Origin of the sequence: Brevibacterium luteolum, from assembly GCF_013004595.1 — a bacterium.
GTDB classification, from domain to species: Bacteria; Actinomycetota; Actinomycetes; order Actinomycetales; family Brevibacteriaceae; genus Brevibacterium; species Brevibacterium luteolum.
In genome coordinates this window covers 106,936-127,304 of the sequence record NZ_JABEMC010000006.1, presented here as the reverse complement: position 1 = coordinate 127,304, position 20,369 = coordinate 106,936, and the positions used below count along the sequence as shown (strand labels likewise).

Sequence of the window (20,369 nt, the reverse complement as noted above, 5' to 3'; positions counted from 1 at the left end):
AGCATGGCGCCTGCTGAGAGGCCTGCTGTCAGCTGGCGCAGGCCCGGTTTGCGCCCGGGGAGGCGATTCCGGTAGATTAGCCTGTTGTTGTATACGTCTATACACGCTCCTCATGAAGCCTCATTCGCGTTGCAGGCACTGGGATGAGGGTCAGCTGTGTGGGAACGTATGCGCGCCAGACAAGCCGGACGCCGTTTCCTGGATCACGACCTGTGGAAATGGCGGCCATCGAGCTGTTCACTCAATAGACGAAGAAGAAGGCTACTTTTGCGTACGTACACCCCCAAGCCCGGCGATGTTCAGCGCCAGTGGCACGTCATCGACGCCACTGATGTCGTCCTCGGCCGTCTTGCCTCGCAGGCTGCCCGCCTGCTCCGCGGCAAGCACAAGGTGACCTTTGCACCGAATGTCGACTCGGGTGATTTCGTGATCATCATCAACGCCGACAAGGTCGCGCTCACCGGCGCCAAGCTGGAGCAGAAGCGCGCTTACCGCCACTCGGGCTACCCGGGCGGCCTCAAGAGCACGTCCTACTCTGAGCTGCTGGCCAAGGATCCGCAGCGCGCCGTCGAGAAGGCTGTTGCCGGCATGCTGCCGAAGAACCGCCTCGGTCGCGCCCAGATCAAGAAGCTGAAGGTCTACGCCGGTGGCGAGCATCCGCACGCCGCCCAGAACCCGCAGCAGTTCGAGATCAGCCAGGTTGCGCAGTAAGCACCAGGCATCCAAGACTTTAAGAGGAGAACCGTGGCTGATACCACCAACACCCCTGACGTCGACGACGTCGAACTGACCGAATACTCCACCGAGACCCCGGCTTCGGCTGGTCTGGGCGAGTCCGTGGCCGGTGGCCGCGGACAGTCGCTGACCGCCCCGGGCTCCGGCGTCGGCCGCCGCAAGCAGGCCATCGCCCGCGTCCGCCTCGTCCCCGGCTCCGGCCAGTGGACGATCAACGGCCGCGACCTGGAGACCTACTTCCCGAACAAGCTGCACCAGCAGCTCGTCAACGAGCCGCTGCGCCTGCTCGACCTCGAAGGCCGCTTCGACGTCTTCGTGCGGATCTCCGGCGGCGGACCCTCCGGCCAGGCCGGCGCCGTGCGCCTGGGCGTCGCCCGCTCGCTCAACCAGATCGACCGCGAGTCCAACCGCGCCGAACTGAAGAAGGCCGGCTTCCTCACCCGTGACGCCCGCGTCCCGGAGCGCAAGAAGGCCGGACTCAAGAAGGCCCGCAAGGCACCGCAGTTCTCGAAGCGCTGATGCGCTCAGCCGCTGTGCCGGCCCTATGCTGAACCTCGGACCCTCGCACCCGCCCTGCGCGGTGCGGGGGTTCGAGTGTCTGCAGCCAGGCCAGCTGGGCCCTCTGACCTGTCACATCACCCACAAGGACGACCATGTCACGACTCTTCGGCACTGACGGCGTGCGCGGACTCGCCAACGCCGACATCACCGCCACCCTTGCCCTGCAGATCGCCGAAGCCGGCGCCCGTGTGCTCGCCCGCCGCGGCAGCAACGGCCAGCATGCCGCCGTCGCCGGACCCTCCGGTGCCGGCGTCGCCGCCAACGGCCAGCGCCCCTTCGCCGTCATCGGCCGCGACACCCGCGCCTCCGGTGAGTTCCTCACCCATGCCGTCGCCTCCGGCATCGCCGCCGCCGGCGTCGACGTGCTGCTCGTCGGGGAACTGCCGACCCCCGGTGTCGCCCACGTGGTGAAGAACACCGGCGCCGACTTCGGCGTCGTGCTCTCCGCCTCCCATAACCCGATGCCCGATAACGGCATCAAATTCTTCGCCCGCGGCGGCACGAAGCTGCCCGACGCTCTCGAAGACGAGATCGAGGGCCTCATCGGCACCGACTGGGATCGCCCGACCGGTGACGCCGTCGGCCGCATCCGCAACTTTCCGTCCGCTGCCGACGAATACGTCGAATCGTTGGTCATGGGCGTATTCAAGGGCCAGCAGCCTGCCGGTTCCGACCCGGATGCGCCGGTCGCGCCGGTCACCGGTGCCCTGGAGATCATCGGGGCGCCGCTGGCCGGACTCACCGTCGTCGTCGACTGCGCCCACGGCGCCGCCTCGGTCGTCGGACCTGCCGCGCTGCGCCAAGCCGGCGCCCGCGTCATCGTCACTGCCGCTGACCCGGACGGCTACAACATCAACGACGGCGTGGGCTCCACCCACATCGATTCGCTCGTTGCTGCGGTCAAGGAGCACTCCGCCGATGCCGGTGTCGCCTTCGACGGAGACGCCGACCGCTGCCTGGCCGTCGACGCACTCGGCCGCGAGGTCGACGGCGACCAGATCATGGGCATCTTGGCGCTGAGCCTCAAGGACTCAGGCAAGCTCGCCCACGACACGCTCGTCACCACGGTCATGTCGAACCTCGGCCTGCATCTGGCGATGGAGCAGGCTGGGATCACGACGGTGCAGACGAAGGTCGGTGACCGCTATGTGCTCGAGCGTATGCTCGCCGATGGCTATGCCCTCGGCGGTGAGCAGTCAGGTCACGTGCTCATGCTCGACTACGGCACCACCGGCGACGGCGTGCAGACCGCCCTGCACCTGCTGGCCCGGATGGCGCAGACGAAACGCTCACTTGCCGACCTGGCTGCCGAGATCCCGCGGCTGCCGCAGGTGCTCATCAACGTCAAGGGCGTGGACAAGACCCGGGCCGGCGACCCCGCCGTCGCCTCCGAGGTCGAAGCAGTGGAGACCGAGCTCGGCAAGACCGGCCGCGTGCTGCTGCGCGCGTCTGGCACCGAGCCGGTCATCCGCGTCATGGTCGAAGCAGAGACACACGACTTCGCCCAGCAGCAAGCCGAACGCCTGGCAGAGGTCGTCAAGCGCGAACTCGCGTTGTGAGCGCCTGACCGGTTTCGCAGACCATCGTCGTGGCCCAGAGCCCCAGGGGACTCTGGGCCACCGCTCTCGACAGCACCGGTAGCTGGACAGAGGCAAGAGATATAGCCAGGTCAGTAGACGCTGATGAATCTCATCTGCAGGCCCCGATAGACCAGCTGTGACAGTGAATGGGCATTGAGCTTCTCACGTAGACGTTGCGCGTGTGTCCGTACCGTCGCCGGAGAGATCGTGAGCTCTTCGGCAATGTCTGCATAGCTCATGCCCCGAGCGATGTACTCAAGGATGCTCTGTTCAGCGGAAGTGAGACGCGGCGGGACTGCTGGCGAATCTGGCATGGGATCGCCGCTGATGAAGATGGTTTCGGCGAGGTTCTTAAGCGCACCAGGTTCATCATCGTCCATCACCTGACGGATCGCTGCGACGAGAACATCCGGTGGGTCTGACTTCGTCACCACCCCGATCGCACCTGCTTCTAGCGCCCTCGCAAGCCCCGGCCCAGGGGACAGCGTCGTCAAAACGATGACTCTTGCTGTCGGGCACATCTGTCGGATCTGGGCAGTAGCTGCGATGCCGTTGGTGCCTCCCGGCATATTCACGTCCATCAGGACGACATCTGGGTGGTGCTCGAGCACCGCTTTTACGCCGTTGCTTCCGTTGTATTCCTCGGCGACGACATCAAACCCCGTTGCATCTTCGAGCGCAGAGGCAATGCCACGGACTGCCCACGCGTCGTCATCGATGATTGCTACGCGAGTCATGTGCACCGTTCCTTGTACAGTTTTGGGTTTGTCCGCTTCCATAATGCACATAGAAAGTCAGGCTTGGGGTGGCTACGGGAATCAACAATTGTGTGGGAGGCGCTAGGAGGGATTGCATCAGTGGGATTCGGTGTCTCCGTCAGAGCGATCGAAGCGGATCCGGCGAGGATCAGCGAAAGCACAATCTTCATGCCGGAATCTGAACACTAAGTCTGATGATGACGCATCCGTTAAATCGCGTATATCGGAAAGATGCTCACCGCAGTAGTGAGCGAGTGATTGAAGCTCCCCTGGGATGTGTGCTTCCAGGCTGAAAGTTGAGTTCACGTGGATAGAGTGAGCGCCGCCAAGTTCGGCAACCCTGCTGACAAGCGAATGTGGCTCGCGTTTCTCGCTCGCCGGGTTACATGGGTTCGACGTCCGAATTGCTAGTTCTGCTGTCTGCTCATCAAAATAGATATCGATCGCGGCGGGGTCTCGCCGGTTCTTGTCATGATGCCGAAGGATGTTCGAGGCCGCTTCGGTGATGATGCACTCCAGGTGCCGGAAAGCGTGCACTGAGCAGAACCGTGCTGGTATGTGACATGAGACGGTCAACGGTGTTGCCAATCCGTTGAAAGTGTGTTCGACGTCCTCGCAGATGGTCTGGAGATCATCTGTCTGTGCGATCTTTCCTAGTGCTGCTGGTCCGGTCAACGTTTTGGTGAGCTGACGAAGAGATCTCTGCGTAGCGTGGTTAGCTATTCGTAGCTCAGCCAAGTGATCATCTGTCATCACCGTAGTGTCAAGCCGAATCGAGTTCAGGATCAGAGTCTCGCGCGTCAAGTTGAATGAGATCAAGTCGTGAACGTCTCTTGCGATTCCCGTTCGTTCCTGGCTGCGCTTTCGCTCTGCGTCACGACCCGCAACCTCGGCTTTGAACATCGCAGCGTCGAGGCGCTGCTGGCCGAGCCCTCCACTTGCCCCTAGAATCAGCGCGAGCACCAAAACGTAGCCTTCCACCTGAACGAGTGCTGTCAGGCTGATGGACGTCATGAAGAGCTTCCATATGACACTCAGACAAATGAATGCGGAGCCGATCGTCGCGACCTTCCATCGCAGGTACGTAAGCGAAATCGCTATACAGGCGGACACTGCGATATGAACTCCGATGTCGAGACCTGTCGCGAGTTCAAGAACTAGGGCGGAGGCTGCAAGGGCCATGCCCGGCAGCGGCTTGAAGCTACATAGAACGACCGCGCCTGCAGCCAAGGCTTGGATAGCGAGCGCGAATGGATCCGGCCCCGCGTCGCCATAGGAAACTAACGTGACAGCGATGAGGACGCTACTGAGTCTGACAGCCGGATCGATGAATCTGTCTCCGGACAGGTTCCTCAATAGCGCGACCCGCGCGTTGCTGGGGCCTCCATTCTTGCGATTCACTGGGTCCATGGTGAGATGATACGCGGTTCCCTATGGCTTCGGTTGCGTTCGTCGCGACGATCTCGTCACTTGACTCGATCGTGGATGTCATCTTCGGAATCGAATGTGCGCTTGAGTGCGGGAGTGAGGGTCTCGCTCTCTTGTGCAGTCGCGGGCGCGCAAGTGCAGACTTCTGTCTTGAAACAATTCCTGATTGTCAAGAATCGCGAGGACGTCTCCTTTCTCCGCCGTACGCAGATGTTGCTCGGTTCAGCGCTCTGCATCGTCTGTGATCGACTCACGGATTGCTGTTCTTCAGACCCTGGGGCACTGTGAGCTTTCCGTTAAGTCTTGTCTGTTCCGATTCTGTAGCAGTCCCTGAATCCGCCGGCAGAACGGAACGGGTAGGCGAGACTCTCGTTCAGAACCGGGTAGCGCACCGAGCCGGTGGCTACCTACGAAGGTGGCGCAGGTGGGCGGATGCTGTCTACTCAAGACAGACTTAGCCCGATGAACCGTTCACTGGTGGGCCGGGACGCTCGATCGTGTTGAACGGGGGCATCGTCTGGGCGCGTGCCCGACGGCACCCCACCAGACAGCTCCTGGTGAGCTATGCGCTGGCGGGCCACAGCTGTGTGTGCGGTCGAGCATTCTCGATCCTGCTCAATGAGTTGAGGGGAGGGTCAGCGAGTCCTCGGCAACTGCCCTTCCCGCCGTAACCGGAATTGAGAACATACGTCAGACAACGTATTCCATGAGCACTGGGTGTATTGGGACTATGTTCTTAGCGTCATCGCACTAGAGTGGCGTGTCGTCTCATGTAGTAAGGGGTATTTATAATGAAGTCAGCGAAGGCTGCCTCCTTGGCGGCAGTTCTCGCCGTCGCACTTGGCGGGGGGATCGCAGCGGCCCAGCCAGTTGCGGCTGCTGGTCCTTGTCACAGCTTCTGGACAGAGCTCAAACACCAACATGTTAAGCCGAGCACCAAATGTAAAGACGTTAATCTTACTGAAGTGAAGGCTAAGAAGGTTTCAAAATCGGTTTACTTTGGCGAATACAAGTCAGGGAATAGTTGGAAGACGGCATCCGCCAGGCTTGAGTTGAAGAACGGCAAGGTTGGAACGAAAGTGATCATTGGAGGATTGAAGCCAGGGACCATCTATCGAATTCGGGCCACCAACGGCGCAACGGTGAAGGTTCTGCATTAATGAACAGATCGCGTCTTGAGCTTCGTGCAGTCGTGGAGAAGCGGTTGATGGCCGGTGTTCTCCTCGGCTGCGCGGTATTGCTCAGTGGGTGTTCAGGGAATGGATCAAGCGGGTCGAGTGACCACGGGAGTGTTGACCCACGCGTGGAAAGTGCGATTGTGCAGATCCCGGGAACGGACTCTCACTATGATGCGCTATGGGTGGGTGAGCGCCTGTCCTCCTGGCGGGTAGAAGGAATTCGCAGTTGCCTAGAGCAGAACGGACGCAAGGATCTGTGGCCGCGTGCCGATGAAGCTGCGACGCGTCATCTGCAGATTCCAGACTTCCGCGTGCCCTCGCCGAAGATGCTGACTGAAGTTGGGCTTGATTGGCGGCGCGCCCCCGAAGCCAATGCCACGGTCGAGGACAGTGATCTCGTGCTGTGGGATTGTGCAGATGCTGGGTCTGATGAGATCCCATCCCCTCAGAGCGAGGACTACCAGAAGTTTGAGAACCTGCAGTACGCATGGGGTGACGAGCTCGACAAAGTCCTGGACGATCCGCGGTACAACACCGAGAAGCAAACGGTGAACGACTGCCTCATCGCTGGCGGCGCCACCGTGGGGAAGAACGACGCAGGTGAAACCGCGCACGGCTGGGAGGGCCAATTCAGTCTCGGTGCGGCGAGCCTCGATGCGATGACGGATGAGAACTCGAAGGAAGCGGGCAAACTCATGGTGACGTGTGCAGAGCCGCTGTGGAAGCAGTGGCAGGAAGCGCTGGACGAACCGAAGGACAGGTTTGTCCAGCAGCACGCGGCTGAACTCGCTCACTTGAGCAAGGCCGTCGAGTGAGGCGATCCTGTGGGTCTGTTTCGTGACCGCGGTTCGAATAACGAACCTGGCAGTCGGCATCGTGTGCTGCTGACTGGAAGCGTCATCTTGGTCATCGTAGGTGTGCTCGTGGCCGGCTTCATCCTCCTACGCATGACGCAGTCGCCGGCGCAACGCGTAGCGGACGCTCAACCACCGCCCAAACCTGTTGTCACGGCGGCAGTGGAGCAGCGGAGGCTAGCTGTCGAAGCGACCCTGTCGGGAACCGTAGAAGCGACCGGCGGCACCCAGGTCGCGGTGCCTTCGCTGCCCTCCGACGGCAAGCTGGTCGTCACCGGAACTTCGGTCGTACCCGGAGACACGGTTTCTGCTGGAACGGTCGTGGCGGAGGTCAGCGGCTTCCCCATCGTCACCGTTCCGGGCAAGTTCCCTATGTACCGATCTGTCGGTGAAGGCGACAAAGGTGTTGACGTCGGTCAGTTGCAGTCAGCTCTGAAGCAACTCGGCTTTTCAGTCACCGACTCGGACGGTGTCTTCGGCAGCTCGACGGCGCGTGCAGTTGTGAAGCTCTTCGCGAATCGTCAACTCGACTCGTCCATTCTTTACAGCGATGAAGACTCAGCTAGCGATGCAGACAGCGAAATTGACGACGCGGACGCCGGACAGAAATCAACTGCAACGGCGCCTCAAGGTGACACGAAAACCGTTCGGGTTCCCGAAGGCGTCTTCGCCTTCATCTCGGATCTGCCAGCTACTGTCGGCAGCGTCGATGCCCGAGTTGGGGCAGTTCTCGAAGCTGACGCCACCGTTCTCACGCTGGTGGCTGATGGAGTGCAGATCGCCTCTGAGGTGCCGGAAACAACGGCCTCTGCGATCCGACCCGGTATGGCGTGCACCATCACTGCGTCCTCGCGCGAGGGCACGTCCGCATGCACTGTAGCGAGCATTGACGAATCGAAACAGGAGGGCTCCAAACGCATCATCATCGATCCGGCGGACAGCGATGAGCTGCCGCCAGACACAGCGCTGACCATCGCAGTCGAGATCGAAGCGTCCAGAGGAGATGTACTGGCTGTCCCGGTCACCGCCGTGCGCTCAGACCCTGACGGAAGCTCATACGTGACCGTTCAGACCGAGGACGGGCCGACACGCAAGGACATCGAAGTCGGTCAGACAATTGGCGGGTGGACTGAGATCACCGGCGGTGGCGTGGTCGAAGGAGACACCATTGTCCTTCAATGACATCGTTTTCGGTCGTCTTTCGAGTGACAGCCGCACAGCAGCAGATCAGGCGGCAGCCTTGCTTCGGGCGGAAAGCATCACCTTGACATATGACGGTGCCACACCGGTGCATGCCCTCACCGACATCGATCTCACCGTAGGCTACGGCGAACGGATCGCGCTGATCGGACCCTCGGGCGCAGGAAAATCGAGTCTGCTCAATGTCCTGGGCCTGCTCGAAGTGCCGTCTGCAGGTGAGTACTGGGTTGACGGTCAACCGACCGCATCCGCGTCTGAAAAGACGCGCGCGCAGCTGCGAAGTTCCACGTTCGGGTTCATCTTCCAAGCCTTTCATCTGCTCGATCGGCGCAGCGTGCTGGAAAACGTCAAGCTCGGGCTGTTCTTCACCGAGGTCCCGCAGCGCGAGTGGAACGACCGTGCAGCTCAGGCACTTGAAAGTGTCGGTCTCACACATCGGATGCACACGCCAGCCCGTTTGCTGTCCGGCGGCGAGCGTCAGCGCGCGGCGATTGCCCGAGCGGTTGTGCACTCACCCTCGGTGCTTATGGCGGATGAGCCGACGGGAAACCTGGACTCCCGTAATTCGGCCCGCGTGCTTGAGCTCCTTGCGGCTCTCCACCGGGACGGAGGCGCTCAGGTGATCGTGACACACGACGAGGATGTAGCCGCACAAATGGACAGGGCGATCGTCGTCTTCGATGGGACCGTGCGCTGTGAACCGGCGCATTGACCGACTCCTGCTGGGCGAGGCATGGAAGACCGTGATGTCGACGCCCGTGCGGTCTCTGCTCGGCAGTGTTGGACTGCTCATCTCAGTCACTGCAGTCATCTCTGTGCTGAGCCTCGTGTCCACAGTGCGCTTTCAAGTTGCAGACGATTTCGATGTGCGCAAAGCGACCGAAGTAATCGCACATGTCAGTCCGGTCGACACTGATGCGCCACAACCGGTGGGCGCCGCTGACGAAGGAATACTGCCAGTGCAGGGAACGACGTTCCCAGCGCAGTCTGCCGAGCGGGTGCGCGCTCTGTCCGGGGTGCGTCATGCGGGCGTGTTCTCTGATAGCTACGGGCAGTCTCTGCTTGTCAGCACGTCGATTCTGCCCGACTCGGCAGCACCCACAGCGCCACCGGTGATGGTGGCAGGCCCGGGCCTGTTCGAAGCGGCTGAGGTGAACGTACATGGGACAGAGTTTCGAACCGAACTCGGATCAGCTGATATCGCCTATCTTGGCGCAAGCGCAGCTCAGACCCTCGGAATCTCAGAAGAGACGCTCAGCAACGAGAGTCGCTACATTTTCGTCAGTGGGAAACCGTTGCTCATCGCCGGGGTCGTCCACGGCTCCGGGCGGCTGCCGCAGCTGGGCGGGGCAGTGATCGTACCAGCAGAGACCGCGCTCAAGCACTTCGGGCCACCGCAGGATGGAGCCTCGATGCTGGTGACTGTCGCTCCGGGCGCAGCGGCCAATGTTGCCGAGGCGATGCCCACAGCAGTCTTCCCCACCACACCGGATGCGCTTCGCGTCACCCCTCCGAGTGAGACCGAAGCCAACCGACGCTCGGTGGATTCACTCCTCGTCAATCTGGGCATCGGTGTAGCGGCACTCGCCTCTGTAATCGGTGCAGCATCCATTGCCATCACCGGCACCATCGGAGTTTCAGCGCGGACGGGTGAGCTCGGGCTGCGCCGCGCGATCGGGGGACGGCCGCGCGACCTGCTGAAACAGATTCTCTTCGAGTCTGCGCTCCTCGGGGTAGCCGCGGGGCTCATAGGAACTATCCTGGGCACCGCCATTGTGCTGCTCGTCAGCCTGGTGCAGGGCTGGGTTCCCGTAGTGTCTCCGCTGCACATCATCGTGGTTCCCATGGCCGCGATTGTGGTGTCTGCGCTGGCCGGGTTCATCCCCGCGTGGCGGGCCGGACGCATTCAGCCTGCAGCCGCGCTGCGCAATTGACGATCGCCGGAAGACGGGTGGGAAGACCGTAGCCTGGCGGGCGGGCCGGATCTAGCCAGCTGCATCCGTAAGGCAGTAACACCGGTTCTCTGGGAGAGAGCTCCGTGGGGTCAGGCGCGCGCCGGCTCGGCCGGTGGGACAGCGTCGATGAGCTGACGGGTGTAGTCGGTCTGGGGTTCGCGCAGAATCTGTTCGGCGGTGCCGTATTCGACGACCTCGCCGTCCTTCATCACCGCGACGGTGTCGCTGACCTGCTCGACGACAGCCAGGTCGTGGCCGATGAAGATGTAGCCGAAGCCGTGCTCGTCCTGTAGCTCAGCGAGCAGATCGAGGACCTGCGCCTGGATGGAGACGTCGAGCGAGGCGGTCGACTCATCGAGGATGAGCAGCTCGGGGTCGACGGCCAGGGCGCGGGCGATGCACACACGCTGCCGCTGCCCGCCGGAGAGCTCATGCGGATAGCGTTCGATGAACGACGCATCCAGGCCGACCTGGTCGAGCAGCTCGGCGCAGCGCTGCCGGCGCTGCCGCCGCGGCACGAGGTTGTGGGCCATGAGCGGTTCGGCGATCGAACGCTGCACCGTCATCCGCGGGTCGAGCGCGGCGAACGGATCCTGGAAGACCATCGCGATGCGCCGGCGCATCGTCTTGAGATCGGCACCCGTGAGCCCGAGCACCGGGTCGCCGCTCATCCGCGCATCACCGGAGGCCGGTTCGACGACACCGGTGAGCACATTGGCGATCGTCGACTTGCCCGAACCGGACTCGCCGACGATGCCGAGCGTGCGGCCGCGGTAGACATCGAGGCTGACATCCTTGACGGCGGTGATGGTGCGTTTGCCGGTGGGGGAGGAGACCTCGAAGTCCACCGTCAGATCCTCGATCCGCAGCATCGGCTCGCCCGTCTCCTCCCGGTCGGCGTGCGTGTCCTCAGTGCCGGCGTCCTGCTGGGTGCGCAGCAGCGGGCGGGCGGCCAGCAGCGTCTTCGTGTACTCGTGCTGCGGGCGCTCGAAGATGTCAGCGACACTGCCGCGTTCGACGATCTCGCCTTCGCGCATGACGACGACGTCATCAGCGATCTGGCCGGTGACCCCGAGGTCGTGGCTGATCCAGATGACGGCCATGTCCCGGGACCGCTGCAGGCCGGCGACGAGGTCGATGATGCCGGCCTGGGTGGTGACGTCGAGAGCGGTGGTCGGCTCATCGGCGATGAGCACCTCAGGCTCACACGCGAGAGCCACGGCGATCATGACGCGCTGCTTCTGCCCGCCGGAGAGCTGATGCGGATAGTAGCCCAGCCGCAGCTCCGGGTCGGGCAGCCCGAGTTCGGTCAGTAACTTCAGCGACCGCTCGCGGGCCTCGGATGCGGAGATCCCGAGGTGCTTCATCGGGCCCTCGGCCAGCTGCGCCTCCAAGGTCATGAGCGGGTTGAGGCTCGTCGACGGGTCCTGGAAGACGAAGCCGATGCGGCGGCCGTGGATGCTGCGCAGCAGCCCGGCCGGTGCCCCGACGATCTGCTCGCCGTCAAGGGTCGAGGAGCCGTGCACGTAACCACCGGGGGCTTCGAACAGGCCGGTGGCCGAGAGCACCGACAGGGACTTGCCGGAACCGGACTCACCGACGATGCCGAGTGTCTGGCCTTTGGCCACGGCGAAGTCGACGCCGTGGACGATGTCGTTGCGGCCGACGCCGACGGTGAGGTCCGAGACCTCCAGGACCGGCGCCTCGGGCGCGGAGCGACGGTTGGTGCCCACCGCCTCGGGAGCGGGAGCCTGATCAGGGGTGTGGCTCACTTCTTCCTCCGGTTCTGCATGATGGTGCGCTGGCGGGGGTCGAGGACGTCGCGCAGGCCGTCGCCGAGCAGGTTGAAGGCGAGCACGACGACGAAGATCGCCAGACCGGGGAAGACCGCCATCCACCAGGCGTCGGCCATGAAGCCCTGCGCGTCGAAGAGCATCTTGCCCCACGAGGGCTCCGGCGGCTGGACGCCGAGGCCGAGGAACGACAGGGCGGCTTCGGTCAGGATCGCGAATGCCAGTGACAGCGAGGTCTGCACGATGACGGGCCCGGAGATGTTCGGCAGCACATGGCTGAACACGATCCGGCCGGACGAGACACCCATGGTGCGGGCGGCCTGGACGTAGGGCTCCTGGCGGACCGACAGGGTCGAGGCGCGCGCGACGCGGGCGAAGATCGGAATGTAGACGATGCCGATGGCGATCATGGCCGAGCCGATGCCCTGGCCGAGGATCGCGACGATCGCCAGGGCCAGCAGCAGGACGGGGAAGGAGAAGGCGACGTCGACGATGCGCATGAGGATCGAGTCGATGACCCCGCCGAGGTAGCCCGACAGCACACCGACGCCGACGCCGACGACAAGCGCGATGCCGACGGAGATGAGTGCGACCTTGAGCGAGGTGGCTGCGGCGATGACGACGCGGGAGAGGACGTCGCGGCCGAGTTCGTCGGTGCCGAACCAGTGGGCGCCACTCGGTGCCTGCAGGGCGCGCGGGACGTCGATGTCGTTGGCGCCGTACGGGGCGATCCACTGCCCGAAGAGCGCGAGGACGACGATGACGGCGAGCACGATGAGGCCGAACACGGCTGTCGGGTTCGTCATGAGCAGCGACAGCGTCGAAGCGCGGGTGTTCTTCGTGGCGTTGGTGTCTGAGTTCTGCCGGGTCGGCAATTCTGCACTCATGAGATCCGGATCCTCGGGTCGATGATGGCGTAGAGCACGTCGACGAGCAGGTTGATGGTGAGGAAGATGAACGCGATCAACAGGATCGCGCCCTGCAGCAGCGGGTAGTCGCGTGCGGCCACGGCGTCGTAGATGAGGCGGCCGAGGCCCGGGTAGGCGAAGACGACCTCGACGACGATGACGCCGCCGAGCAGGGTGGCCAGCTGGATGCCGGAGATCGTCAGCACCGGGATGAGGGCGTTGCGGCCGATGTGCTTGGCCAGCACCGTCCAGTACTTCAGGCCCTTCGAGGTCGCCGTGCGCACGAAGGTCGCATGCGAGACGTCGATGACGGCGGTGCGGATGAACCGGGTGAGGATCGCCGCCGAGACAACACCTGCGGTGATGGCCGGCAGCACCATGTGCTGGGCCCAGCCGATCGGGTCCTCGGTCAGCGGCGTGTACCCGGAGGAGGGCCAGCCGAAGCCGAGGGCGAAGATGCTGATGAGCATCATGCCCATCCAGAAGTCCGGGATCGAAACACCGAACTGGCTGATGACGCGGACGATCGAGTCGACCGCGCCGCCTTCGCGCAGACCGGCGATCGTGCCCAGCGGGATCGCGATGAGCAGGGCGACGAAGATGGCGCACAGAGCCAGGGAGATTGTGGCCGGGAGGCGTTCGAGCAGCAGCATCATGACCGGCTCGCCGTTGCGGAAGCTGACCCCCAGGTCGCCGATCAGCGCACTGCCGATGTAGGTGAAGAACTGGACGATGAGCGGTTTGTCGAGTCCCGATGCCTGCTGCAGGGCCTGGTAGGCCTCATCTGTGTAGCGGGTGCCCAAGGCGATGCGCACCGGGTCGCCGGGGACGAGCTGGATGAGGAAGAACACGACGACGATGACGCCGAGCAGGGTGACGAAGGTCAGCAGGATGCGCCGCAGGATGAAGGTCAGCAGCGGATGCCGGGTGAAGAAGCCCGCCTTCTGCGTCTGCTCGGTCTGGCTGGACTGGTTCGCGTCTGCAGAACGCGTGGTGTCTGCAGACCGGTCCTCCGCCTCGGGAGCGGTGCTGCTGCCATGGGTGTTCGGATCGCTCATGCCTATCAGTCCTCTGTCAGCTTCGCGTCGCGGAACCGCACGGCCCGATCCGAGCGGATCGTGTAGCCCTCCAGGCGCGAGGTGTGGGCCTGGATGACCGCCGGGTTGTACAGGTACAGGTAGGAGACGTCGTCGACGATGTGCTGGGCGGCCTGCTCGTAGAGTTCGTGCCGCTTGCCTGCGTCCATTTCGACGCGGCCGGCGTCGAGGAGCTCGTCGACCTCGGGGTTCGAGTAGCCCTGCGAGTTCGACGGGCCCTCGGAGTGGTGCTGGGCGTAGTAGTAGTCATCGGGGTCGATGTTGCCCAGCCAGCCGAGCATGAGCGCATCGAAGTCGCCCTGGCCCTGCCGGTCGAGCCAGGAGCCGAAGTCGAGGGTGGTGATCGAAACCGTGATGCCGACGTCGGAGAGGTTGTCGGCGATGACCTGGGCGGCGGTGACGGTCTCGGGGTACTCGTTGGTGACCATGAGCTCCATCGACAGATCTTCGACACCGGCCTCGTCGAGCAGCTGCTGGGCCTTGTCGGTGTCGCGTTCGAAGGGCGCGTAGTCGTAGGCCCATGGGCTCGATCCCGGGATCGCGGTCTGGTTGACCTCCGAGGTGCCGAAGCCGGTGGCCTGGGCGATCGAGTCGCGGTCGACGGCGTAGGCGATCGCCTGGCGGACCTTCGGGTCGCCGAAGGGCTCTTTCGCCTGGTTCATCGCCACATACCAGTAGTCGTTCGAGATGACCGATTCGATGTGCAGCGACTGGTCCTTGTCCAGCGTGCCGAACTGCTGGGGTGGGATCGAGTCGGTCCAATCGATCTCCCCGGAGCGCAGGGCGGCGACAGCCGTGTTGTGCTCGGTGATGTAGCGGAACTGCACGCCGGCGACCTCGGGTGCCCCGCCCCAGTAGTCCTCATTGGCTTTGAGCGTCACGGAGTCGCCGGGCCGGGCGGAGTCGACTGCGAACGGGCCGGTGCCGACCGGTTCGGTGGTGATGTCACCGGATTCGGCGTTGTCCTCCTCGACGATCGCCACGCCCTTGAACCCGCCGAGCGCTGAGAGCAGGGTGGGGCTGGGGGCGTCGACTTCGATCTCGACAGTGTGGTCGTCGACGGCGCGCACGTCTTTGAGCATCGTGAGCTTCCAGGCGTTGGCGAGTTCGCCGTCGATGATGCGCCGGTATGAGTAGACGACGTCGTCGGCGGTGAAGTCGGAGCCGTCGTGGAAGGTGACGCCCTCGCGCAGGTGGAACGTCCACGTCAGCTCGTCGTCGCTGACCTCCCAGGACTCGGCGAGTGCCGGCTGCATGTTGAACTCCTCATCGGGTTCGACGAGGGTGTCGTAGACGTTCTCGAGGACCTCGAAGGCGAAGTAGGAGGTGGTGGAGTGCGGGTCGAGCTGGTCGGGCTCACCGGAGATCGAGGCGACGATGACGTCGTCCGAGTCAGCGGTGCCGAGGTCGACGCTCTGACGCGAGCAGCCGCTGATGACAGCGAGGATCGCGACCGCCGCCGAGGCGGTCATCGCCTTGGCCAGGCGACGCAGGAGTGGTGCACGTGCTGGGGATCTCGTCATAGTCGTCATCTCTTCATCGCCGTCGATGCTGCTGTGCGTGCCATCCATTATGGGCACAGATGTGATGCATCTGCATGGAAGCTGAGCGAACAGTGGGGGATGAGACACGATCGTTACGGCCGCATCTGACGCTGTGGGCACGCTATGCAGGGCGGTTTTTCGACACCGCCCCGGTGGCTCGCGTTAGGGTGCAGGAGTCCCTGATCACTGAACTGGAGGTGTCACTGAGATGCTGCGCATCCTCATCGGCGCGGTCTTCGCCATCGTCATGCTCGTCCAGCTGCTGCCGCTGCTGCGCGGCGAATCGTGGGGTGTGCTCGAGGCGGTGCTGTTCTGCATCGGACTGGCTGGGCTCATCGCCGTCGGGCTCCTCTGGAACCGGATCAACCGGTCCGAGCGACGGCGCTGATACAGCGGCTCGCTGTGCATCACCCGGCCTGTCAGCCGCTACCGTAGAGGTATGGCTCAGACCCCTCCTGATTCTGCGTCGCCAGACCAGCCCGACCGCAGCGATCGTGCTCACGCCACTAGTGCGCCCCGGCACCTGCCTTTGCTGAATGTGGCGACCCCGCCGGTGCGTGCCGGCATCGTCGCCGCCGGATCGACTGCCGTCATCACGCTGCTGGTGACCGGCACCTCGGCGGCGGTGCAGGCCAGCCGCCCGGCTGGCGGCATCGCCTGGATCTTCGGCGAGCTGATGAACTCATTCCTGCTGCTGGGCATGGTCGCGGCACTGGCGAACTTCGCCATCGGCATCGTGCGGTGGAAGAACCCGGCTGGCGGTCTCAAGGGCACCCTCATCACCGCGGTGTTTCTCGCGCTGACCTTCCCTGTCATCGTCTACATGGTCAGCGTCGTGTGGATGCCGTCTGCGCTGTACGTGTTCATGTCGCTGCTGCTCATCTGCATCCCGGCAGGCATCCTGTTTGCGATCATCGCCCGGCTGCCCTTGGGGCCGCGTCAGCGCGACGTGCGCTGATCAGCTGCGCTTGGCCTGCCATTCGGAGGCGAGGATCGCATAGGAGTAGGCATCGACCCAGCCGTGATCGCGGTGGAGGGTCTCACCGATGTAGCTGCCTTCGCGGCGCAGGCCCAGCCGGTCGAGCAGCCGCCAGGAGGCGGTGTTGTCGGCCATGCAGAACGCCTCGATGCGCCGGATCCCGAGGTCGACGATGAGGTCGAGGACGGCGGTGACCGCTTCGCGGGCGAAGCCGTGCCCGGTGGCTTCAGGGTGGAAGGCGCACCCGATCTCAGCCTGGGTGCCACGGGCTAGGTGGGCGACCTCGGGGTGGGACCAGGCATTCTGCATCTTCACCAGCACCTCGCCGAGGATCGGGGCTGTCTCAGGGTGGCTGCTCTCATCGTCTCTGCGGCGCACGACGAGTGTGTTGCCGGCAGCCAGCCGCTCGGACATGAGCTCCTCGGCACTGGCCGGTCGCGATGACGTCCACTCCGAGGTCTCCGGCAGCTGCCAGTAGGACCACAGACCCTCAGCGTCGGATGGCGCCAGCAGGCTCAGGCTCAGCCGCTCAGTGTGCAGCGGGAACGCGACGCGCTTCGCCTCGGTCAGCTCCGCGAACGTGGCCGGGGCTGGGGCCGGCGAGGGCTCCGCGGTGCCAGTGTCGGCAGTCTCGGCGCTCATGTCTCATTCCTGGTCGGCGAACTGGGTGCGGTACAGCTCAGCGTAGCGGCCGCCTGCTGCCAGCAGCTGGCTGTGTGTGCCGCGTTCGACGATCCGGCCGTCTTCGACGACGAGGATCGCATCGGCCCCGCGCACCGTGGAGAGCCGGTGGGCGATAACAAGCGCGGTGCGTCCGCTCATCGCCTCCGACAGCGCATGCTGCACATGGGCCTCTGAAGTCGAGTCGAGGGCGGAGGTCGCCTCGTCGAGCAGCACGACCGGCGGGGCGGCCAACAGCAGCCGGGCGATCGTCAGCCGCTGGCGCTCGCCGCCGGAGAGCCGGTAGCCGCGCTCGCCGATGATCGTGTCGAGCCCGTCGGGCAGCTCGGCGAGCACGTCATCGAGCCGGGCCCGGGAGATCGCCGAGCGCAGCTCCTCTTCGGTTGCCTCCGGCTTGACGATGAGCAGGTTGTCGCGGATCGACTCGTGGAACAGGTGCCCGTCCTGGGTGACCATGCCGACAGCGGACTTGAGGTCATCGAAGCTGAGATCGCGGACGTCGACACCGCCGATGCGCACGCTGCCTTCGGTGGCGTCGTAGAGGCGCGGGACGAGCGAGGCGATCGTCGACTTACCGGCACCCGAGCTGCCGACGAGGGCGACCGTCTGCCCGGGTGAGATCTCGAAGCTGAGGTCATGCAGCACCTCGTGATCGGTGCGCTCATCGAGGATCGAGACCTCTTCAAGGCTGGCGAGGGACACCTCGGCGGCGGAGGGATAGGTGAACGAGACGCTGTCGAACTCCACGGGCAGGGGACCGGCCGGCAGGGCGCGGGGATGCTCGGTTTCGGCGATTATCGGCTTGAGGTCGAGGACTTCGAAGACGCGCTCGAAGCTCACGACGGCGCTCATGATGTCCATGCGGGCGTTGGCGAGCATGGTGAGCGGGCCGTAGAGGCGGGTGAGCAGCATCGCGAGTGTCACGACGGCGCCGGCGTTGAGGGTGCCGAGCACGGCCTGGACGCCGCCGAGGCCGTAGACAAGGGCGAGTGCGAGCGCGGAGACGAGCGTGAGGGCGGTGACGAAGCTCGTCTGCAGCATCGCGGTCTTCACACCGATGTTGCGCACCCGGGCGGCACGGGCGGCGAACTGCTCGGATTCGCGGGCAGGCCTGCCGAAGAGCTTGACGAGGGTCGCGCCTCCGGCAGCGAAGCGCTCGGTCATGCGGGTGGACATCGCGGCGTTGTAGTCGGCGGCCTCGTGCTGCAGGGCGGCAAGCCGGCCGGCGAACATGCGGGCGGGGATGAAGAAGATCGGCAGCAGCAGGATCGACAGCAGCGTGACCTGCCAGGAGACGGTCACCATGACGGCGACGGTCAGCAGCACGGAGACGAAGTTCGACACGATGCCTGAGAGCGTGTTGGAGAACGCGCGCTGGGCGCCGATGACGTCGGTGTTGAGGCGGGAGACGAGCGCGCCGGTGCGGGTGCGGTTGAAGAACGCGATCGGCATCGTCTGCACGTGGTCGAACACGGCGGTGCGCAGGTCGTAGATGAGGCCTTCGCCGGCGCGGGCGGACAGGTAGCGGCTGGCCAGGCCGAGTGCCGCGTCGGCCAGTGCCAGGCCGGCCATGATGAGGGCGATCGTGATGATCGCGGAGATGTCCTGGGTGTCGGTGATGGCGTTGACGACGCGGCCGGCGAGCACCGGGGTGATGACGCCGATGGCGGAGATGACGACGGACAGGACGATGAAGCCGATGAGCAGGTGGCGGTGGCCGGCCGCGAAGCGCCAGATCCGCTTGAGGATGTCGGCGGAGAGCCCGCCGGAGCGTGAGCCCTGGCCGTGCAGGCGCTGCGACGCCATCGTGCGGTGCATGAGCGCCAGGGGTGAGGGTGTCGTCATGGAGTCTCCTCAAGGGTGCGGGCCGGGCAGGGGTGGGCGCTGGTGCCGGCGGGGTGAAGGGGCGGCACGCCCAGTGGGTACAACTGCGGGGAGGCGCTCACGTGTTCCCGGCGGGGCTGCTCAGCTCAGAGCTTGCGCATCCGGATGCGGCGGATCGAGTGGTCGCGAGCCTTGCGCATGACGAGGTCGGCCCGGCCGCGCGAGGGCAGCACGTTCTCGGCGAGGTTCGGGGCGTTGATCGAATCCCAGATCTCGCCGGCCAGCGAGCGAGCCTCCTCGTCACCGAGCGTGGAGTAGCGGTGGAAGTAGGAGTCGGGGTCGCGGAAGGCACCGGCTTTGAGCTTCATGAACCGGCGGATGTACCAGTCGCGCACATCTGCGGTGTTGGCGTCGACGAAGACGGAGAAGTCGAAGTAGTCGCTGACGGACATGCCGACCCGGCCATCGAAGCGCGGGCGCGGGGGCTGCAGGACGTTGAGTCCTTCGACGATGAGCACGTCGGGGGAGCGGACGGTGACCTGTGCTCCGGGGACGATGTCGTAGGTGTGGTGCGAGTAGATCGGGGCCCGCACTTCGGGAGCGCCTGACTTGACCGCTGAGAGGAACCGCAGCAGGGCGCGCCGGTCGTAGGACTCGGGGAAGCCTTTGCGGCCGGAGAGTCCGCGGCGTTCGAGTTCGGCGTTGGGGAAGAGGAATCCGTCGGTGGTGATGAGCTCGACGCGCGGGGTCGAGGGCCAGCGGGCGAGAAGCTCACGCAGCACGCGCGCAGTCGTCGACTTGCCGACGGCGACCGAGCCGGCGACGCCGATCACGAATGGGGTGCGTTTGGGCGCGGGATCCTTGCCGGTGTTGCGCAGCGGGGCGAGGAACTCGCGGGTGAGCTGGTGCTTCTGGCCGCGGGCGGCGACGTAGAGGTTGAGCAGGCGTGAGAGCGGCAGGTAGATCGTCTCGACCTCGGCCAGGTCGATGGTGTCGCCGAGGCCGCGCAGCCGGTTGACATCGGCGGCAGACAGCGGCAGTTCGGAGTTCTCGGCCAGCAGCGACCAGGAGGCGCGGTCGAATTCCCAGTACGGGGTGGCGACGCTCTCAGCCTCACCGGCGCGCGCCGACGTCAGGCCGGCGAGTTCGCGTTCGGCGTCGAGGGACGATCCGGCAGGGCTGGCTGCGGTCGAGAAGTTGTCGAACCGGGTGCTGCCATCATCGTCAGGGGCGTGGGTGCCTGGGGTCATGCCGACATTGTTGCACGAGCAGCCCAGAAGCTGTGGCGCGGTTC

At 64.6% G+C, this 20,369-nt stretch carries 19 protein-coding genes; 10 read left to right on the top strand and 9 right to left on the bottom strand.

Annotation, left to right across the window (positions count from 1 at the left end):
- The first annotated feature begins 267 nt into the window (after positions 1–267).
- The 3 genes from rplM (at position 268) to HLA91_RS10480 (ending at position 2,855) form a co-directional block, all read left to right on the top strand.
- Positions 268–711: a 50S ribosomal protein L13 gene (gene rplM / locus HLA91_RS10490; protein ID WP_102161819.1), complete on the top strand. Its 444-nt coding sequence runs from the start codon at positions 268–270 to the stop codon at positions 709–711.
- A 33-nt stretch (positions 712–744) separates the two neighbouring features.
- Positions 745–1,254, top strand: a complete 510-nt coding sequence (gene rpsI / locus HLA91_RS10485; RefSeq protein WP_170274616.1) for a 30S ribosomal protein S9 — start codon at positions 745–747, stop codon at positions 1,252–1,254.
- Between the two features lie 134 nt (positions 1,255–1,388).
- On the top strand, positions 1,389–2,855 hold the full coding sequence (locus tag HLA91_RS10480; RefSeq protein WP_102161818.1) for a phosphoglucosamine mutase: 1,467 nt from the start codon (positions 1,389–1,391) through the stop codon (positions 2,853–2,855).
- A 110-nt stretch (positions 2,856–2,965) separates the two neighbouring features.
- Here HLA91_RS10480 and HLA91_RS10475 read toward each other — a convergent pair whose 3' ends face one another.
- On the bottom strand, positions 2,966–3,613 hold the full coding sequence (locus HLA91_RS10475; protein ID WP_170274615.1) for a response regulator: 648 nt from the start codon (positions 3,611–3,613) through the stop codon (positions 2,966–2,968).
- A 117-nt stretch (positions 3,614–3,730) separates the two neighbouring features.
- Positions 3,731–5,044, bottom strand: coding sequence for a sensor histidine kinase (locus HLA91_RS10470; RefSeq protein WP_146004336.1), 1,314 nt, complete (start codon positions 5,042–5,044; stop codon positions 3,731–3,733).
- Between the two features lie 809 nt (positions 5,045–5,853).
- Here HLA91_RS10470 and HLA91_RS10465 point away from each other — a divergent pair.
- The 5 genes from HLA91_RS10465 (at position 5,854) to HLA91_RS10445 (ending at position 10,228) form a co-directional block, all read left to right on the top strand.
- Positions 5,854–6,222, top strand: a complete 369-nt coding sequence (locus tag HLA91_RS10465) for a hypothetical protein (RefSeq protein ID WP_146004335.1) — start codon at positions 5,854–5,856, stop codon at positions 6,220–6,222.
- A 200-nt stretch (positions 6,223–6,422) separates the two neighbouring features.
- Positions 6,423–7,055 (top strand): hypothetical protein, encoded by a 633-nt coding sequence (locus HLA91_RS10460; RefSeq protein WP_146004334.1) that lies wholly within the window; start codon positions 6,423–6,425, stop codon positions 7,053–7,055.
- Positions 7,056–7,163: 108 nt separating this feature from the next.
- Positions 7,164–8,276, top strand: coding sequence for a peptidoglycan-binding protein (locus HLA91_RS10455; RefSeq protein WP_146004333.1), 1,113 nt, complete (start codon positions 7,164–7,166; stop codon positions 8,274–8,276).
- Positions 8,263–9,006: an ABC transporter ATP-binding protein gene (locus HLA91_RS10450; RefSeq protein WP_204514211.1), complete on the top strand. Its 744-nt coding sequence runs from the start codon at positions 8,263–8,265 to the stop codon at positions 9,004–9,006. The genes HLA91_RS10455 and HLA91_RS10450 overlap by 14 nt, the downstream gene beginning before the upstream one ends.
- On the top strand, positions 8,990–10,228 hold the full coding sequence (locus HLA91_RS10445) for an ABC transporter permease (RefSeq protein WP_170274614.1): 1,239 nt from the start codon (positions 8,990–8,992) through the stop codon (positions 10,226–10,228). Before HLA91_RS10450 ends, HLA91_RS10445 begins: the two co-directional genes overlap by 17 nt.
- 110 nt (positions 10,229–10,338) lie before the next feature.
- Here the strand turns inward: HLA91_RS10445 and HLA91_RS13670 are convergent, their stop codons facing one another.
- Genes HLA91_RS13670 through HLA91_RS10430 form a run of 4 tightly spaced genes read right to left on the bottom strand, consistent with a single transcriptional unit; the run spans position 10,339 to position 15,570 of the window.
- Complete coding sequence (locus HLA91_RS13670) at positions 10,339–12,021, bottom strand: ABC transporter ATP-binding protein (protein ID WP_259797406.1); 1,683 nt, start codon at positions 12,019–12,021, stop codon at positions 10,339–10,341.
- Entirely contained in the window at positions 12,018–12,929 is a 912-nt protein-coding gene (locus HLA91_RS13665; protein WP_204514210.1) for an ABC transporter permease, read from the bottom strand. Before HLA91_RS13665 ends, HLA91_RS13670 begins: the two co-directional genes overlap by 4 nt.
- Positions 12,926–14,008 carry an ABC transporter permease gene (locus HLA91_RS10435; protein ID WP_170274613.1) on the bottom strand — a complete coding sequence of 361 codons (1,083 nt, stop codon included), beginning with the start codon at positions 14,006–14,008 and terminating at the stop codon, positions 12,926–12,928. The genes HLA91_RS13665 and HLA91_RS10435 overlap by 4 nt, the downstream gene beginning before the upstream one ends.
- Before the next feature lie 5 nt (positions 14,009–14,013).
- Positions 14,014–15,570, bottom strand: a complete 1,557-nt coding sequence (locus tag HLA91_RS10430; protein ID WP_239557076.1) for an ABC transporter substrate-binding protein — start codon at positions 15,568–15,570, stop codon at positions 14,014–14,016.
- A gap of 229 nt (positions 15,571–15,799) precedes the next feature.
- Between HLA91_RS10430 and HLA91_RS10425 the strand changes: the two genes are divergently transcribed.
- Both HLA91_RS10425 and HLA91_RS10420 read left to right on the top strand, forming a co-directional pair.
- On the top strand, positions 15,800–15,979 hold the full coding sequence (locus HLA91_RS10425; RefSeq protein WP_102163025.1) for a hypothetical protein: 180 nt from the start codon (positions 15,800–15,802) through the stop codon (positions 15,977–15,979).
- 150 nt (positions 15,980–16,129) lie between these two features.
- A complete protein-coding gene (locus HLA91_RS10420; protein WP_170274612.1) occupies positions 16,130–16,549 on the top strand; it encodes a hypothetical protein in 420 nt (139 codons plus the stop codon).
- On the opposite strand, the gene HLA91_RS10415 is transcribed toward HLA91_RS10420, so the two are convergent.
- The 3 genes from HLA91_RS10415 to coaA form a co-directional block, all read right to left on the bottom strand.
- The gene (locus HLA91_RS10415) at positions 16,550–17,212 is read right to left on the bottom strand and encodes a GNAT family N-acetyltransferase (RefSeq protein ID WP_102163023.1); all 663 of its coding nucleotides are present in this window, start codon (positions 17,210–17,212) and stop codon (positions 16,550–16,552) included.
- A 3-nt stretch (positions 17,213–17,215) separates the two neighbouring features.
- A complete protein-coding gene (locus tag HLA91_RS10410; RefSeq protein ID WP_170274611.1) occupies positions 17,216–19,096 on the bottom strand; it encodes an ABC transporter ATP-binding protein in 1,881 nt (626 codons plus the stop codon).
- Positions 19,097–19,221: 125 nt separating this feature from the next.
- Entirely contained in the window at positions 19,222–20,325 is a 1,104-nt protein-coding gene (gene coaA, locus HLA91_RS10405) for a type I pantothenate kinase (protein ID WP_170274610.1), read from the bottom strand.
- Positions 20,326–20,369: the final 44 nt, after the last annotated feature.

Coding starts and splice junctions, on each gene's coding strand:
- HLA91_RS10425 (WP_102163025.1), top strand. CDS start 15,800: ATGCTGCGCATCCTCATCGGCGCGGTCTTCGCCATCGTCATGCTCGTC.
- HLA91_RS10465 (WP_146004335.1), top strand. CDS start 5,854: ATGAAGTCAGCGAAGGCTGCCTCCTTGGCGGCAGTTCTCGCCGTCGCA.
- coaA (WP_170274610.1), bottom strand. CDS start 20,325: ATGACCCCAGGCACCCACGCCCCTGACGATGATGGCAGCACCCGGTTC.
- HLA91_RS13665 (WP_204514210.1), bottom strand. CDS start 12,929: ATGAGTGCAGAATTGCCGACCCGGCAGAACTCAGACACCAACGCCACG.
- HLA91_RS10480 (WP_102161818.1), top strand. CDS start 1,389: ATGTCACGACTCTTCGGCACTGACGGCGTGCGCGGACTCGCCAACGCC.
- HLA91_RS10430 (WP_239557076.1), bottom strand. CDS start 15,570: ATGACGAGATCCCCAGCACGTGCACCACTCCTGCGTCGCCTGGCCAAG.
- HLA91_RS10410 (WP_170274611.1), bottom strand. CDS start 19,096: ATGACGACACCCTCACCCCTGGCGCTCATGCACCGCACGATGGCGTCG.
- HLA91_RS10415 (WP_102163023.1), bottom strand. CDS start 17,212: ATGAGCGCCGAGACTGCCGACACTGGCACCGCGGAGCCCTCGCCGGCC.
- HLA91_RS10435 (WP_170274613.1), bottom strand. CDS start 14,008: ATGAGCGATCCGAACACCCATGGCAGCAGCACCGCTCCCGAGGCGGAG.
- HLA91_RS10475 (WP_170274615.1), bottom strand. CDS start 3,613: ATGACTCGCGTAGCAATCATCGATGACGACGCGTGGGCAGTCCGTGGC.
- HLA91_RS10470 (WP_146004336.1), bottom strand. CDS start 5,044: ATGGACCCAGTGAATCGCAAGAATGGAGGCCCCAGCAACGCGCGGGTC.